We start from the raw sequence: 14,651 nt of genomic DNA on the forward strand, positions 1-14,651 counted from the left end.
TTCTTGTTTTACAGACATTTTGACGCTAACCCATAGATGGTAGGATTGTTGACATACCAGAAAAAAAACAACACGATGAACTTTAATAATTTTACCATAAAATCACAGGAAGCCATTCAACGGGCCCAGCAATTGGCCCAAGAATTAGGGCATCAGCAAATTGAGAACGAACACCTCTTCAAGGCCATTGCGGAAGTGGACGAAAACGTACTTCCCTTCATCCTGAAGAAATTGAACGTGAACGTGAACCTGCTCAACCAAATTCTGGACAAGGAGCTCCAGAGCTTTGCCAAAGTATCCGGTGGGGAGACCATGCTTTCCAGGGAAGCGGGAAAAACCGTGAACGAAGCGAGCATCGTGGCCAAGAACATGGGCGATGAATTTGTTTCCATCGAACACCTTTTGCTGGCCATTTTTAAATCAAAGAGCAAAATAGCCCAGATCCTAAAGGATCAGGGTGCCTCGGAAAAAGATTTGACAGCCGCCATCCAAGAATTGCGCAAAGGTGGCAAGGTGACTTCGCAAAGTGCCGAGGAGACCTACAATTCCTTGGACAAATACGCGAACAACCTCAACCGACTTGCGGACAGCGGAAAATTGGACCCTGTGATCGGGCGTGATGAAGAAATCCGAAGGGTTTTGCAGATTTTGTCCCGAAGGACCAAGAACAACCCCATGTTGGTCGGTGAGCCCGGTGTAGGTAAGACCGCCATTGCCGAAGGCTTGGCCCACCGAATTGTACAAGGTGACGTACCTGAAAACTTGAAGGACAAGATCATTTACTCCCTGGACATGGGTGCATTGATCGCCGGGGCCAAATACAAAGGGGAGTTTGAGGAGCGGTTGAAGGCCGTCATCAAAGAAGTCACCTCATCCGATGGCAACATCGTGCTCTTTATTGACGAGATCCATACGTTGGTGGGTGCCGGGGGCGGACAAGGTGCCATGGATGCAGCAAACATCTTGAAACCTGCTTTGGCCAGAGGGGAATTAAGAGCCATTGGAGCGACCACACTGGACGAGTACCAAAAATATTTTGAAAAGGACAAGGCCTTGGAGCGTAGGTTCCAAAAAGTAATGGTGGACGAGCCCGATACCGAGAGTGCCATCTCCATTCTTAGGGGCATCAAGGAAAAATATGAGAGCCATCACAAAGTCCGTATCAAAGATGAGGCGGTGATCGGTGCCGTGGAACTTTCCCAACGCTACATCACCAACCGTTTCTTGCCCGATAAAGCCATCGACCTTATGGACGAAGCTGCATCCAAACTTCGTATGGAAATCAATTCCAAGCCCGAAGAACTGGATGTGCTGGATAGAAAGATCATGCAGTTGGAGATTGAGATAGAGGCCATCAAAAGGGAAAACGACAAGGCAAAATTGCAGACCCTGAACTTGGATCTCGCCAATTTGAAGGAAGACCGCAACGAAATCTTTGCCAAATGGGAAAGTGAAAAAACAGTGGTGGACAACATCCAAAAGACCAAAGAGGACATTGAAAACTATAAATTGGAGGCCGAACGTGCCGAACGGAACGGGGACTACGGAAAGGTAGCCGAACTGCGGTATGGAAAGATAAAGGAAGCCCAGGAGAAACTGGAAAAATTACAGGATGAACTTGCAAGCCAACAGACTGCTGGCACCTTGATCAAAGAGGAGGTCACTTACGAGGACATTGCCGAGGTAGTGGCCAAATGGACGGGAATCCCCGTGACCAAGATGATGCAGAGCGAACGCGAAAAACTCCTGAAACTGGAAGATGTGCTCCATAAGCGTGTAGTGGGCCAAGACGAGGCCATCATTGCCGTTTCGGACGCCATACGAAGAAGCAGGGCCGGATTGCAGGATTCCAAAAAACCCATTGGTTCCTTCCTTTTCTTGGGAACTACCGGGGTGGGTAAGACCGAATTGGCAAAAACCTTGGCCGCCTATCTGTTCGATGACGAGAACGCCATGACACGGATAGACATGAGCGAATACCAAGAACGCCACTCCGTGAGCCGTCTGGTAGGCGCACCTCCAGGGTATGTGGGCTATGACGAAGGAGGTCAGTTGACCGAGGCCGTGCGAAGAAAGCCCTATTCCGTGATCTTGTTGGATGAAATTGAAAAAGCACACCCAGATACCTTCAACATCCTGCTCCAAGTGTTGGATGAAGGTAGATTGACCGACAACAAAGGCAGGGTGGCGGATTTCAAGAACTCCATCATCATCATGACGAGCAATATGGGCAGCCACATTATCCAAGAGAAGTTTGAAAATGCAGTGGATTTGGAAAGTGCCTCGGAAGCCGCAAGAATTGAAGTGATGGGATTGTTGAAGCAAAGCATTCGCCCAGAATTCTTGAACCGAATAGACGACATCATCATGTTCGCACCTTTGAACAAGTCGGACATCAAGGATATCGTGGGGCTGCAGTTGGACGGTCTGAAGAAAATGTTGTCCAAACAGCATATTACGTTGGATGCGACCGAGGAAGCCATCGATTATCTGGCCAAAAAAGGATTCGACCCCCAATATGGCGCCAGACCCGTAAAGCGATTGATCCAAAAAGAGGTGCTGAACAACCTTTCCAAGGAACTGCTCTCCGGAAAAATCACGACCGACAGCATTGTTCTCTTGGACAGTTTTGACGATCAATTGGTGTTCCGGAACCAAAATGAGTTGGTGAATTAATTGCCACCATCATTTGCAGAACATGAGGCTGTCTAAAAAGTGTCATTCTGAATGAAAAGAAGAATCTTCTACTAATTCAACTATATATTGAGTTAATAAAGATTTTTCGACTGTCCCTTCGACTACGCTCAGGGTGACAGCTCAAAATGACAATTAAATCCCTTTTTAGACAGCCTCTTTTATTTTCCATGTATTTTCCGGACATCTGGTTTGAAATCGACAACATTCGTAGTGTATTTCGTTTAAATCCTTATTTTAGCTCAAACACATTTCCGAAATATGCCACTCCTCATAGCCGTTCTGGGCATCCTTTTGCTCTTTCTGTTGATTGCCAAATTCAAGTTGAATGCCTTTCTGTCCTTTATCATTGTATGCCTTTTTGTTGGGGTTTTCCAAGGAATGGAACTGGGAAACCTAGTGTCGTCCATCCAACGGGGCATCGGGAACACCCTGGGCTTTTTGGTATTGATATTGGGGCTTGGCGCCATGCTGGGCAAACTGGTAGCAGATAGTGGGGCCGCCCAACAGATCACTACCCAACTGGTGGCCAAATTCGGTATAAAACATGTGCAGTGGGCCATGGTGGTCACCGGTTTCATTGTGGGCATTCCCATGTTCTATTCGGTGGGCTTCGTGATCCTGATACCTTTGGTATTTACCGTTGCCATCTCCACTGGACTGCCCTTGCTCTATGTGGGACTGCCCATGCTCACCTCACTTTCGGTGACCCACGGGTACCTCCCTCCCCACCCTGCACCCACGGCCATTGCGGCCATGTTCAATGCAGATATTGGAAAAACATTACTGTACGGGCTCATCATTGCGGTTCCTGCCATTATTGTGGCCGGGCCCCTCTTCGCACGTACCATCAAGAAAGTGGAGGCCAAACCCTTGAAGGAATTTTACAACCCAAATATCATCCCGAAGGAAGAACTACCATCGACCTTCACCAGTATTTTTACTGCTTTATCACCAATATTACTGATAGGCATCGGCATTGCCTCGGAACAATTTCTGGAAGAAGGCAAGCTCAGGGAAGTGCTCATGTTCATTGGAAATCCAGTGATTGCCTTGTTGATTTCCGTATTGCTTGCCATTTACACCTTGGGGCTGTCCAAGGGCAAGTCTATGTCCACCATCATGGATTCCATTTCGGCATCCGTGTCCAGCATCACCATGATCCTATTGATCATTGCAGGGGCAGGGGCATTGAAGGAGGTATTGATCGACAGCCATGTGAGCGATTACATTGCCGATAGCCTAAAAGGCTCCAGCATATCGCCCTTGGTGCTGGCCTGGGTCATCGCCACGGCCATTCGGGTCAGTGTGGGATCGGCCACCGTTGCAGGCTTGACCGCAGCCGGAATCGTACTCCCCTTGGCATCAGGCACCGGCACAAGCCCCGAGCTGATGGTCCTTGCCATAGGCTCTGGCAGTTTGATGCTTTCCCATGTGAACGATACCGGTTTCTGGATGTTCAAGGAATATTTCAATCTTTCGGTGAAGGAAACCCTGTCCACTTGGACCGTTATGGAAACCTTGGTCGGTATTATGGGGCTTATCGGAGTTTTGGTTTTAAATACATTGATTTAAACATATGAACAGTACACCTTCAAAACGAGTTGAGGAACTGAATCTTCAGCTCCCACCTGCCCCACCACCCGCCGGGGTATATAGACCCATTTTGGTCGTCGATAATTTTTTATACGTATCAGGTCAAGGTCCCGTCCAGCTCGATGGTTCCCTAATGATAGGCCGTGCCGGGGACGACCTGGATGCCGATCAGGCCAAATTGGCGGCCAGACAGGTAGGATTGACCATGTTATCCACCATCATCACCCATTTTGGGAGCTTGGACCGCATCAAAAGGGTCGTAAAAGTGCTGGGGATGGTCAACTCCACTCCAGATTTTGGAAAACAACCCTATGTCGTCAACGGATTCAGTGAATTGATGGCCGATGTTTTTGGAAAGGAAAACGGTATTGGCGTGCGGAGTGCCGTTGGGATGATGCTTCCCGGCAATATTCCCGTGGAGGTCGAGGCCATGTTCGAACTTCATCCCTAGTCCCATGTTCATATTTGATGTGCACTTGGACCTCTCCATGAACGCCATGGAGTGGAACCGCGACCTCAGGCTCCCCGTTTCCGAAATACGGGAGCGGGAAAAGGGAATGACGGACAAACCCGATCGTGGCAACAACACAGTTTCTTTCCCCGCCATGCGCGAGGGCCATGTAGGTCTTTGCGTGGCCACCCAGATTGCCCGTTACGTCAAGAAAAACAACCCTCTTCCCGGTTGGCATTCCCAACACCAAGCCTGGGCGCAGACCCAAGGACAGTTGGCATGGTACAAAGCCATGGAAAATGAAGGCGAAATGGTCCAGATCACGGATTTGGGGGGTTTGGACAATCACTTACAACTTTGGCAAAGCGAAAAGGAACATAAACCCATAGGATACATTTTGAGCCTGGAAGGCGCCGATTCCATTGTGGATATGGGCTATTTGGAAAGGTCGTATGAAGCCGGTTTGAGGGCCATCGGTCCCGCACATTATGGTCCCGGAATCTATGCGCATGGCACGGATTCCGTTGGAGGTATTGGCGCAAAGGGAAGGGAACTCTTAAAAAAAATAGAGGAACTCAACCTCATTTTGGATGCCACACATTTGTGTGATATGAGTTTTTGGGAAACCATGACGGCCTACAACGGTCCAGTCTGGGCCAGCCATAGCCTTTGTCGGAAGTTTGTGGACCACAACCGACAGTTTACGGACGAACAGCTCAAGGAATTGATCCAGAGGGAAGCGGTGATCGGGATGGTGCTGGATGCTTGGATGATGGTCCCCAATTGGGTCCGGAGGAAATCCGACCCAAAAGCTATGGGGGTCTCGCTTGAAATCATGGCGGACAATATAGACCACATCTGTCAGTTGGCCGGAAATACGAACCACGTGGGTATTGGTACCGATTTGGACGGTGGCTTTGGAACAGAACAGGGGCCCTATGATGTGGATACGATCGCCGACCTGCAAAAAATCCCCGAACTCTTGTCCAAAAGAGGGTATACGGCATCCGATATCGAAAACATCACCAGCCAGAATTACCTCAATTTCTTGAGAAGGGTCTGGGGGTGATGGGGACATTGTCCCCAAAATCGCTTTCAATCCTTATTTCGGACATGGAAAATGCGCCAACACTGTTAAAATAACGGCTTTTAAACCGCTATAATACCAAACAGTATTGTTTTTTTATATCTTCGTTTCACCCGAACCAACCCGTACCACCATGTCCAAAAAAGCAGAACGCACCACCGCCTATATCATTGAGACGGTAGCCCCGATCTTTAACAAGCACGGATATATCGGAACTAGCATGAGCGACCTCACCGAGGCCACAGGTCTCACCAAAGGTGCCATTTATGGCAATTTTGAGAACAAGGAAGCCCTTGCCCTCTCTGCTTTTGAATATAACCGAAACCAATTGCTAAGTGCCATAGACGAACCATTGGACGCCGAGGAAGACTCCCTTGGAAAATTGTTTTCCCTTATCAATTTCTACAAGCAATATGACGTGTTCACCCTTCCGATGGGCGGATGCCCCATTCTGAACGTTGGGATTGACGCCCAAGGCAACAACACCCTGTTGGCCGCTGCGGTAAAGGAAACCGTCAAGGACATCGAAGGAAAAATAGCCTTGGTTTTGGAAAATGGGGCCAAACAGAATGAATTGTACCTTCCCGTCCCCCCGTTACAGTTTGCCAAGCAGTTGTTCACCATGATCCAAGGGGCCGTTGCGATGAGCACCATCACCCGCGACCGCAAATATCTTATCAATACGCTTACCTATTTGGAACATTTGGTGCGCAAGGAAATCAAAAAATAGTTTTTCAATTCCCTCTTACCCTGAAAATCCAGATTTTATCTGGGTATTTCCCATTGAACTTGCTATCCCTTGCCGTCCGTGCTTCGTCCATCGTATCGTACCGCTCCAAATACACATAATTGTACTTATTGGCTTTTCGATAAAAGGATTTGGGCTCCAATCCCTTGGTCCGAAGGGTCTTCATGAAGTTATCAAAATACTTTTGGGTACCGTACACATTGGCTATCAAATAAAAACCTGGTTCCAGCCCTTCTTCACCTTGCACCTCCTCATATTTTTCATTGGGCCGCAGTTCCACGTTCTGGTTTCTGAGCCTTGCCAGACTGTCCTGCTGCCGTTGCAGTGACACTTGGGCGATACTGTCCTTTCTTTGCTGTTCGCGCAATTGTTCAGCCAGTTGTCTGGCCTGGGCCAATGAATCCCTTTCTTGCTGAAGTGCAGCTTCCCTTTGTAGTGCAAGTTCGGCCTCTTCTTCCCTCTTCAATCGCTCCTGCTCCAAAGCCACTTCCTTTTCCACATCAAAACCCACCACTTTTTTACGCCCATCCGGCTTTCCAAAGCGATAGGAAGCAATGATCTCGATGGTTGGGTCCTCCTCTTCCAAAGAAGAATCCGTTCCAAATTCCATAAGTCCACCTATGGAAAACGCATTGGCCAAGGTAACTCCCAATCCTCCCGAAACTCCATAAAAACTATTGTAGCCACCCTGCAACCAGAACCTGGATGTGGACAGAAGTCCGTTCAGACCAAATTGGGTATCTCCTTCGGGAACCGACTTCACATAGATCATGGGACGCACAAAACTGTCGCCCAGACCACTGGACAAGGTCACGGGAAAATCGTGCCCCAAAGTCCCCATGATGGTCTGGAAATTCTCTGTTTCCCCTTCCCCTGAAAGATAAAAGCCCACGGCATTCTCAAAGGCCAATCCCAAACTGAACCGGTTGACCAACAAACGGAACCCCGGTGAAAATGTCATCCGAAAACCTTCAAAACTTTCCAAAATGGCCGGATCCACCTCCCCATCCTGGCCAAAGCGTTCATCGGCCACGGTCTGCTGAAAGGCAAAGACATTCACTCCTGCCAACAACTGGACTTCATCGTCCAACTGAAATGTATGGGTGTAATTGCCATTTCCACCTGTAAAAAGGAAAATACCTGTATTGTGCTGCAAGAAACCAAGGCCGGCAGTGGAGCGGGGATTGATTTGATGGGTGTAATTGGCGAAAATGGTAGTGGGATCCCCATCAATGTCCTGCCATTGCCATCGGGTCCAGACGGAAAGGGAATTGGGCAGGTTCCAATCGGGAGCATAGGAGGCATTCATGAGGCTTGAACCGAACTGCACAAGGGTATGCTGTCTCAAATCGGTGGGCAATTGTCGTTCCTGGCCCCTAGCCATCGTCAAAACCATTGCCCACAGCGTGCAAACGAAAATCCTGCGCATACGATAAAATGAAAATTAAACGTTACTTTTAAATCAAATTAACAAAAAACCTCGGGGAACCATTTAGCTTAGAACTATGCGAACCATCAAACCTCTAATTGCGCTTGCAATTTTAATCGTTGGAAGTATCAGCTGCAAAAAAGATACGAAAATTGCAGAAGACCCGATCATATCCACTTTCTATTTTATCCGACATGCCGAAAAGGACAGGACCGACCCCGAAAACCCTGATCCGGAACTGAACCAAGATGGTCTCAACAGGGCCATCCGATGGGCAGAGGTGTTTGACCCCATTCCCTTGGATGTGATCTACTCCACCAACTACGAAAGGACTTCCATGACGGCCGCCCCTACTTCGGTCAAGAAAAACATCGATGTGAAATATTACGACCCCAATGCCGTGAACATCGAGGAGTTCAAATTCACCAATGAAGGGAAAAATGTGCTGGTCGTGGGCCACAGCAATACCATACCTGCTTTTGTGAACCGCATGATCGATATGGAAAAATATGAAGACATGGATGACAGCGACAATGGCAGTCTGTTCATTGTCCGCATCATTGATGGTGTCCCGACTGATATCCGTTTGAAGATGGATTAATCGTTCCGTACCTCGATGTCCGTAATCTCTATTTTGGACAAAAGTTCCAATTCTCCTTTATCATAAAGTTGCCCTATTTCCAAAATATCTGAGCCCTCGGTCTTGGGCTTGTAATTTTCATAATCCACAAAACGGATACTGTCCACGTAGCGTTCATTGTACGCTTTCCGGAAGCGTTGCCCACCTCCTTCCACCTGAAAGTCATAAGCTAAATAATCCGGTTTAAAACTTTCTGTATCAAACCAATACAAATAGATATCTTCAAAATCATCACCGCCACCTTGCTGGTCAAAGGTCACTTTTATTTTGTAGTATTCCTTTCCGGCTATGGATTCCTTCCCCAGTAATTCCTTGTTCACGGCCCCATCGTTCAACCCGAAGGGCAAACGCACAAAATAATGGACGGAATTGATGGAATTGGCATATCTGACAGCCATAGAATCGGGCACGGCCACCAAGGAATCGTTCATGTATCTTTCAAAACCTGCGTCCTTTTTCACATCGGTAATGGTAGCGGAATCCAATCGGGAAATCCGTTCGAACACCCGTTTTCCATTTTCATTCCTGGACACATATTCCTTGTCCCTGAAGTGAAAAGAGGTGCTATGATCATTGTAACGTGCACCACCACTGGCGACAATCGACTTATCCACAATCTCTTGGGCCGTAGGGGGTTCTTGGGGAGTTTCTTTGCAAGCAATGGACAACAATACAAAAAGGAGCGGAAAAATTCTTTGCATGGGGAACAGTTTGGTGTATAATCGTAAAATCTAATGCAACATTACAATTTTCTTGGCCAAGAGTTTATATTTTTGCGCACAATGCAGAAAAACATCAACATAAAGAACAAAAGGGCCCGATTCGATTTTGAAATCCTGGACACCTATACGGCAGGGATCGTATTGGGAGGTACCGAGATAAAATCAATCCGATTGGGAAAGGCCAACCTGTCGCAGAGCTTTTGTGAGTTCAATGACAAGGGTGAAATTTTTGTGGTGAACATGCAGGTGGACGAATACAGCCATGGCAGCTACTACAACCACAAGCCCAAGGCCGAACGCAAATTGCTCCTCAATAAAAGGGAACTGAAAAAACTGCGGAAAGAAGTCACCACCACGGGACTGACCATTATCCCCCTTAATCTTTTCATCAATGACAGGGGCTTGGCCAAGATGAACATCGCACTTGCCAAAGGAAAAAAACTCTACGACAAACGGGAGACCATAAAGGACCGGGACAGTAAGCGCAGTCTAGATCGTGTGAAGAAGAGTTTCAACGACTGATTGGTTATTGGGATTTGGTGCTTGATGTTTGATGTCAGAAGTCCGAAGTCAGTTACTGTCAATTGGGTTCTTGTCTCCTGATTCTTTGCTCTATTTTCTTAAACCTGAACTTGACACTTGAGCTTGAACTTGGCACTTGCACTTGAAAATCAATTCTTGTCCTCGAGCAAGGGCACGAACCGAAAGGCACCCAACTCCTGCTTTTGGAACTCCTTCTCGGACTTTCGCACAAAAAGGGTCATGACCTGTTCATCCACTCCAACTGGAATCACCAACCGCCCCCCTACTTTCAACTGGGACATCAAAGGCTTTGGCACCTCGGGAGCACCGGCCGTCACGATGATACTATCAAACGGAGCTTCTTCGGGCAGACCTTTGTAACCGTCCCCAAAAATCATTTTTTTAGGCCGATAGCCCATTTTGGTAAAAAACAGTTTGGTTTTTTTGAAGAGTTCCTGTTGACGTTCAATGGTATATACCTTGGCCTTCAAATCCAACAGCACAGCAGTTTGGTAGCCGCTCCCCGTTCCTATTTCCAGCACCTTGTCATTGGGTTTCACTTGGAGCAACTCGCTCTGAAAAGCCACGGTATAGGGCTGTGAAATGGTCTGGTCCGCCCCAATGGGAAAGGCCTTGTCTTGATAGGCATGGTCCTCAAAACCACTGTCCAGGAACAAATGTCGTGGTATGGTCTTTATGGCGTTCAACACTTTTTCGTCCGTTATTCCCTTGGCTTCCAACAGTTCCGCCAATTTGTTGCGCATGCCCCTATGCTTGAGCGTATCCTTCATCGTCTTTGGTCTGGTCCACGAATTTAAAAAGTTCCCCAATACTTTACCGCCAGTTCGGACCTATTTTTTGTGGAAGAGTGGTATCATATCCTTATTTTTGACAAAAACAGGTATTATGCTTAAAGTTGGTGTCCTCGGTGCGGGACATTTGGGTAAGATCCACCTCAGACTGTTGAACCAGTCCGAAAAATACGAGCTTGTGGGCTTCTACGATCCCGACGAGATCAACGCAAAAAAAGTGGCTGCCGAATTTGGCTACACCCATTTCGAAAATATCAACAACCTGATGGACGCCGTGGATGTGGTGGACATTGTGACCCCCACACTTTCCCATTACGAATGCGCCAAGAAGGCCATTGGCAAGGGAAAACACATTTTTATTGAAAAACCCATCACCAATACCTTGGAAGAGGCCCAAGAGCTGCTCCAACTTTCTGAAAAACACAAGGTAAAGGGGCAAGTGGGACATGTGGAACGTTTCAATCCGGCCTTTTTGGCGGTGAAGGACAACATCCAGAACCCCATGTTCATCGAGACGCACCGTTTGGCAGAGTTCAACCCCAGAGGGACCGACGTACCTGTAGTTTTGGATTTGATGATCCACGATATCGACGTGATCCTCAGCGTTGTACCTTCCGAAGTGAAACAGATAAACGCCAGTGGGGTTTCCGTCATCAGCAATTCACCGGACATCGCCAATGCCCGTATCGAATTTGAAAATGGCTGTGTGGCCAACCTCACCTCTAGCCGTATCTCCTTGAAGAACATGCGGAAATCGCGCTTTTTCCAAAAGGACGCCTACATTTCGGTCGATTTTCTGGAGAAAAAGGTAGAAGTGGTAAAAATGAAGGACGCTCCCGAACAGCCCGGTGATTTTGACATGATACTGCAGAATGCCGAAGGGGAGAAAAAACAGATCTATTTTGAAAACCCCGAAATCGATGTGAACAATGCCATTTTGGACGAACTGGAAACCTTTGCCGATGCCATTCGCAACGATACCACACCGGTCGTGAGCTTGGAACAAGGCACTAAGGCGCTGAAAGTGGCCCTACAGATCATCGAATCGTTCAAAAAACAATAAGTTGTTGTCCCGTCCTTCGACTGCGCTCAGGGTGACAGCTCAGGATGACGGTTCTAGATGACAAAACAGACAACATGACAACTACTACAACAATGGAAAAAATAGCAGTGATCGGTGCAGGGACCATGGGCAACGGAATCGCCCACGTTTTTGCGCAAAACGGATTTAAAGTTAACCTGATCGATATTTCGCAAGCGTCGTTGGACAGAGGGTTGTCCACCATTTCCAAAAATTTGGACCGTATGCTGGCCAAAGAGGCCATTGATGAGGCCAAAAAAGAGGAGACCCTTTCCAACATCACCACTTTCACTGCTTTGGAAGAAGGTGTTTCCGAGGTACAATTGGTCATCGAGGCCGCTACGGAAAACCTCGACATCAAACTAAAGATTTTCAAGGATTTGGACCAAACCTGCAAAGCAGGGACCATTTTGGCCACCAATACGTCCTCCATTTCCATAACCCAAATAGCCGCGGTCACCAAGCGACCCGAAAAGGTCATCGGCATGCACTTCATGAACCCCGTTCCCATTATGAAACTGGTGGAGATCATACGCGGGTACAACACTTCGGACGAGGTGACCCAGACCATCATGGAGCTGTCCAAAAAGTTGGGCAAGACACCCACCGAGGTCAACGATTATCCGGGATTTGTGGCCAACCGCATCTTGATGCCGATGATCAACGAGTCCATTGAGACGCTATATAACGGCGTTGCCGGGGTGGAAGAAATCGACACCGTGATGAAATTGGGTATGGCCCACCCGATGGGGCCGTTACAATTGGCGGACTTTATTGGGTTGGATGTATGCCTTTCCATTTTGAACGTGATGTATGACGGTTTCAAAAACCCAAAATACGCCCCCTGCCCCTTATTGGTAAACATGGTGATGGCAGGTAAACTTGGGGTAAAATCAGGGGAAGGCTTTTACGACTATTCTGAATCCAAAAAAGCGGAAAAGGTGTCGTCACAATTCAACTAGACTGCATGGCGACCATAAGACCGTTCAGAGCCATCCGTCCCACCAAGGACAAAGCTTTTTTTGTGGCCTCGCGCTCCTACGAGGAATATGGGCCGGATGAACTGCACGCAGTACTCCAGCACAATCCCTTTTCATTCCTGCACATCATCAATCCCGGATTCAAGTTTGAAAAGAACATCACGGGAAGGGAACGCTTTCACTTGGTCCGCAACCGTTACTTGGAGTTTTTGGAGGAGCATATCCTTCAAAAAGATGGGGAAGCGGGCTTTTATCTGTATCAAATTGAAAAAGGGGATTTCAAGAGCTTGGGGTTTTTCTGCGCCTGCAGTGTTGCCGATTACCGCAACGGCACCATTAAGAAGCATGAGGACACCATCCAGCAACGCGAAGCCCTTTTTGCTGATTACCTTCACACCGTTGGGTTCAATGCGGAGCCTGTGTTGATGACCTATCCCGACAATGAGCTGATCAATACCATTTTCCAACGAAAAATACAACGGGAACCCGAGTACGATTTCACCTCCACGGACCGGGTAAACCATAAACTCTGGCGGATTTCCTATCCCGAAGGCATTGAAAAATTGGAAAAGGCCTTCGAGGGGATGGACTCCCTTTACATTGCCGACGGACACCACCGAAGCGCTTCCTCCAATCTTTTGGCGGAGCATAGGGAAACCGAGAACAAATCCCACACGGGAAGGGAACCTTACAATTATTTCATGGCTTACCTTATTCCCGAATCCCAGATCAGGATCTATGAGTTCAACCGCATGGTCAAAGACCTGAACGGCTATGCCAAGGAGGAGTTCCTGATCCAACTGGACAAACATTTCATAATCGAGAAACGGGACGATGGGCTATACAGGCCAAAGCAAAAGCATGAATTCAGCATGTATTTGGGAGGAACTTTTTATATCCTTCACCTGCGGAAGACCCAATACCTCTTTACGGATGCGCTGAGCCAATTGGACACGCAAATCCTTTTCAAGACTGTTCTGGAGCCCATTTTGGGCATCAGTGACCTCCGCAACGATGAACGGATCTCGTATGGATGTGGGAAGGACAACCTCATCCGCATGAAGGAAGGTGTGGACAAGGGCGATTTTGCCGTAGGGTTCAGTTTGGTGCCCACGACCATTGAAGAAATCAAGGCCATTGCCGATGCAGGTTTGGTAATGCCCCCAAAAAGCACGTATATTGAACCAAAGCTCCGCAGCGGGCTTGCCATTTATGAACTGTAAACTATGTCGATAAAAGATAATCTCCACCATATCAAATCCGAATTGCCCGAAGGGGTCACCTTGGTCGCTGTTTCCAAGACCAAGCCCAACGGTGATATTTGGGAAGCCTACGAAGCGGGGCAACGGGTGTTTGGCGAAAACAAGGTACAGGAGATGGTCCAGAAATGGGAAGAACTGCCCAAGGACATCGAATGGCACATGATCGGCCATTTGCAGCGAAACAAGGTCAAGTATATGGCGGAGTTCGTTTCGTTGGTCCACGGGGTGGATAGCCTGAAACTGCTAAAGGAAATCGACAAACAGGCCGAAAAACACCATCGGACAATTCCCTGTTTGCTTCAAATACACATTGCCGAAGAGGATACCAAATTCGGATTGGACGTTGCGGAACTGGAAGAACTGCTTGGGTCCGACGACTTCAAATCCATGAAAAATGTGGAAATCGTGGGTTTGATGGGCATGGCCACGTTTACTTCCGACGAGGCACAGATCCGAAAGGAATTTGCGCAATTGAAATCCATTTTTGATGGGTTACGGAAAAAAATGCCCGGTATTTCCACCCTTTCCATGGGCATGAGCGGCGATTATACCATCGCCATCGAAGAGGGCAGCACCATGGTGCGCATTGGAAGTAGTATATTTGGGTCAAGGAACTATTCATAAAAT

14 protein-coding genes are annotated in these 14,651 nt (G+C 47.8%); 11 read left to right on the forward strand and 3 right to left on the reverse strand.

Features of this window, described 5'->3' with window-relative positions:
* Positions 1 to 75: 75 nt before the first annotated feature.
* The 5 genes from clpB (at position 76) to DB398_RS02735 (ending at position 6,558) form a co-directional block, all read left to right on the forward strand.
* On the forward strand, positions 76 to 2,676 hold the full coding sequence (gene clpB / locus DB398_RS02715) for an ATP-dependent chaperone ClpB (protein WP_108423206.1): 2,601 nt from the start codon (positions 76 to 78) through the stop codon (positions 2,674 to 2,676).
* Positions 2,677 to 2,955: 279 nt separating this feature from the next.
* Positions 2,956 to 4,269, forward strand: coding sequence for a gluconate:H+ symporter (locus DB398_RS02720; protein ID WP_108422880.1), 1,314 nt, complete (start codon positions 2,956 to 2,958; stop codon positions 4,267 to 4,269).
* Positions 4,270 to 4,273: 4 nt separating this feature from the next.
* Positions 4,274 to 4,741 (forward strand): RidA family protein, encoded by a 468-nt coding sequence (locus DB398_RS02725; RefSeq protein ID WP_108422881.1) that lies wholly within the window; start codon positions 4,274 to 4,276, stop codon positions 4,739 to 4,741.
* A gap of 4 nt (positions 4,742 to 4,745) precedes the next feature.
* Positions 4,746 to 5,810, forward strand: a complete 1,065-nt coding sequence (locus DB398_RS02730; RefSeq protein ID WP_108422882.1) for a dipeptidase — start codon at positions 4,746 to 4,748, stop codon at positions 5,808 to 5,810.
* A 151-nt stretch (positions 5,811 to 5,961) separates the two neighbouring features.
* Entirely contained in the window at positions 5,962 to 6,558 is a 597-nt protein-coding gene (locus DB398_RS02735) for a TetR/AcrR family transcriptional regulator (protein WP_108423207.1), read from the forward strand.
* Positions 6,559 to 6,562: 4 nt separating this feature from the next.
* On the opposite strand, the gene DB398_RS02740 is transcribed toward DB398_RS02735, so the two are convergent.
* On the reverse strand, positions 6,563 to 7,960 hold the full coding sequence (locus DB398_RS02740) for a PorP/SprF family type IX secretion system membrane protein (protein ID WP_159076291.1): 1,398 nt from the start codon (positions 7,958 to 7,960) through the stop codon (positions 6,563 to 6,565).
* 121 nt (positions 7,961 to 8,081) lie between these two features.
* On the opposite strand from DB398_RS02740, the gene DB398_RS02745 reads away from it, so the two are divergent.
* Positions 8,082 to 8,606: a SixA phosphatase family protein gene (locus DB398_RS02745; protein ID WP_108422884.1), complete on the forward strand. Its 525-nt coding sequence runs from the start codon at positions 8,082 to 8,084 to the stop codon at positions 8,604 to 8,606.
* Here the strand turns inward: DB398_RS02745 and DB398_RS02750 are convergent.
* Positions 8,603 to 9,346, reverse strand: a complete 744-nt coding sequence (locus tag DB398_RS02750) for a DUF6503 family protein (protein WP_108422885.1) — start codon at positions 9,344 to 9,346, stop codon at positions 8,603 to 8,605. The two genes, DB398_RS02745 and DB398_RS02750, sit on opposite strands and share 4 nt — an antisense overlap.
* Before the next feature lie 81 nt (positions 9,347 to 9,427).
* On the opposite strand from DB398_RS02750, the gene smpB reads away from it, so the two are divergent.
* Positions 9,428 to 9,889: an SsrA-binding protein SmpB gene (gene smpB, locus DB398_RS02755; RefSeq protein WP_108422886.1), complete on the forward strand. Its 462-nt coding sequence runs from the start codon at positions 9,428 to 9,430 to the stop codon at positions 9,887 to 9,889.
* 149 nt (positions 9,890 to 10,038) lie between these two features.
* On the opposite strand, the gene DB398_RS02760 is transcribed toward smpB, so the two are convergent.
* A complete protein-coding gene (locus DB398_RS02760) occupies positions 10,039 to 10,680 on the reverse strand; it encodes a protein-L-isoaspartate(D-aspartate) O-methyltransferase (RefSeq protein ID WP_108422887.1) in 642 nt (213 codons plus the stop codon).
* Between the two features lie 115 nt (positions 10,681 to 10,795).
* On the opposite strand from DB398_RS02760, the gene DB398_RS02765 reads away from it, so the two are divergent.
* The 4 genes from DB398_RS02765 (at position 10,796) to DB398_RS02780 (ending at position 14,648) form a co-directional block, all read left to right on the forward strand.
* The gene (locus tag DB398_RS02765; protein ID WP_108422888.1) at positions 10,796 to 11,764 is read left to right on the forward strand and encodes a Gfo/Idh/MocA family protein; all 969 of its coding nucleotides are present in this window, start codon (positions 10,796 to 10,798) and stop codon (positions 11,762 to 11,764) included.
* A 92-nt stretch (positions 11,765 to 11,856) separates the two neighbouring features.
* Positions 11,857 to 12,744, forward strand: coding sequence for a 3-hydroxyacyl-CoA dehydrogenase family protein (locus tag DB398_RS02770; RefSeq protein ID WP_108422889.1), 888 nt, complete (start codon positions 11,857 to 11,859; stop codon positions 12,742 to 12,744).
* A 5-nt stretch (positions 12,745 to 12,749) separates the two neighbouring features.
* Complete coding sequence (locus tag DB398_RS02775) at positions 12,750 to 13,985, forward strand: DUF1015 domain-containing protein (RefSeq protein WP_108422890.1); 1,236 nt, start codon at positions 12,750 to 12,752, stop codon at positions 13,983 to 13,985.
* A gap of 3 nt (positions 13,986 to 13,988) precedes the next feature.
* Positions 13,989 to 14,648: a YggS family pyridoxal phosphate-dependent enzyme gene (locus DB398_RS02780; RefSeq protein WP_108422891.1), complete on the forward strand. Its 660-nt coding sequence runs from the start codon at positions 13,989 to 13,991 to the stop codon at positions 14,646 to 14,648.
* Positions 14,649 to 14,651 lie beyond the last annotated feature (3 nt).

Source organism: Flagellimonas amoyensis (assembly GCF_003058265.1).
Taxonomy (GTDB): domain Bacteria; phylum Bacteroidota; class Bacteroidia; order Flavobacteriales; family Flavobacteriaceae; genus Flagellimonas; species Flagellimonas amoyensis.

What these genes read in the sequence shown, in the direction of transcription:
- smpB (WP_108422886.1), top strand. Translation starts at nt 9,428, where the DNA reads ATGCAGAAAAACATCAACATAAAGAACAAAAGGGCCCGATTCGATTTT.
- clpB (WP_108423206.1), top strand. Translation starts at nt 76, where the DNA reads ATGAACTTTAATAATTTTACCATAAAATCACAGGAAGCCATTCAACGG.
- DB398_RS02780 (WP_108422891.1), top strand. Translation starts at nt 13,989, where the DNA reads ATGTCGATAAAAGATAATCTCCACCATATCAAATCCGAATTGCCCGAA.
- DB398_RS02750 (WP_108422885.1), bottom strand. Translation starts at nt 9,346, where the DNA reads ATGCAAAGAATTTTTCCGCTCCTTTTTGTATTGTTGTCCATTGCTTGC.
- DB398_RS02725 (WP_108422881.1), top strand. Translation starts at nt 4,274, where the DNA reads ATGAACAGTACACCTTCAAAACGAGTTGAGGAACTGAATCTTCAGCTC.
- DB398_RS02745 (WP_108422884.1), top strand. Translation starts at nt 8,082, where the DNA reads ATGCGAACCATCAAACCTCTAATTGCGCTTGCAATTTTAATCGTTGGA.
- DB398_RS02730 (WP_108422882.1), top strand. Translation starts at nt 4,746, where the DNA reads ATGTTCATATTTGATGTGCACTTGGACCTCTCCATGAACGCCATGGAG.
- DB398_RS02720 (WP_108422880.1), top strand. Translation starts at nt 2,956, where the DNA reads ATGCCACTCCTCATAGCCGTTCTGGGCATCCTTTTGCTCTTTCTGTTG.
- DB398_RS02765 (WP_108422888.1), top strand. Translation starts at nt 10,796, where the DNA reads ATGCTTAAAGTTGGTGTCCTCGGTGCGGGACATTTGGGTAAGATCCAC.
- DB398_RS02775 (WP_108422890.1), top strand. Translation starts at nt 12,750, where the DNA reads ATGGCGACCATAAGACCGTTCAGAGCCATCCGTCCCACCAAGGACAAA.
- DB398_RS02735 (WP_108423207.1), top strand. Translation starts at nt 5,962, where the DNA reads ATGTCCAAAAAAGCAGAACGCACCACCGCCTATATCATTGAGACGGTA.
- DB398_RS02760 (WP_108422887.1), bottom strand. Translation starts at nt 10,680, where the DNA reads ATGAAGGATACGCTCAAGCATAGGGGCATGCGCAACAAATTGGCGGAA.
- DB398_RS02740 (WP_159076291.1), bottom strand. Translation starts at nt 7,960, where the DNA reads ATGGCTAGGGGCCAGGAACGACAATTGCCCACCGATTTGAGACAGCAT.
- DB398_RS02770 (WP_108422889.1), top strand. Translation starts at nt 11,857, where the DNA reads ATGGAAAAAATAGCAGTGATCGGTGCAGGGACCATGGGCAACGGAATC.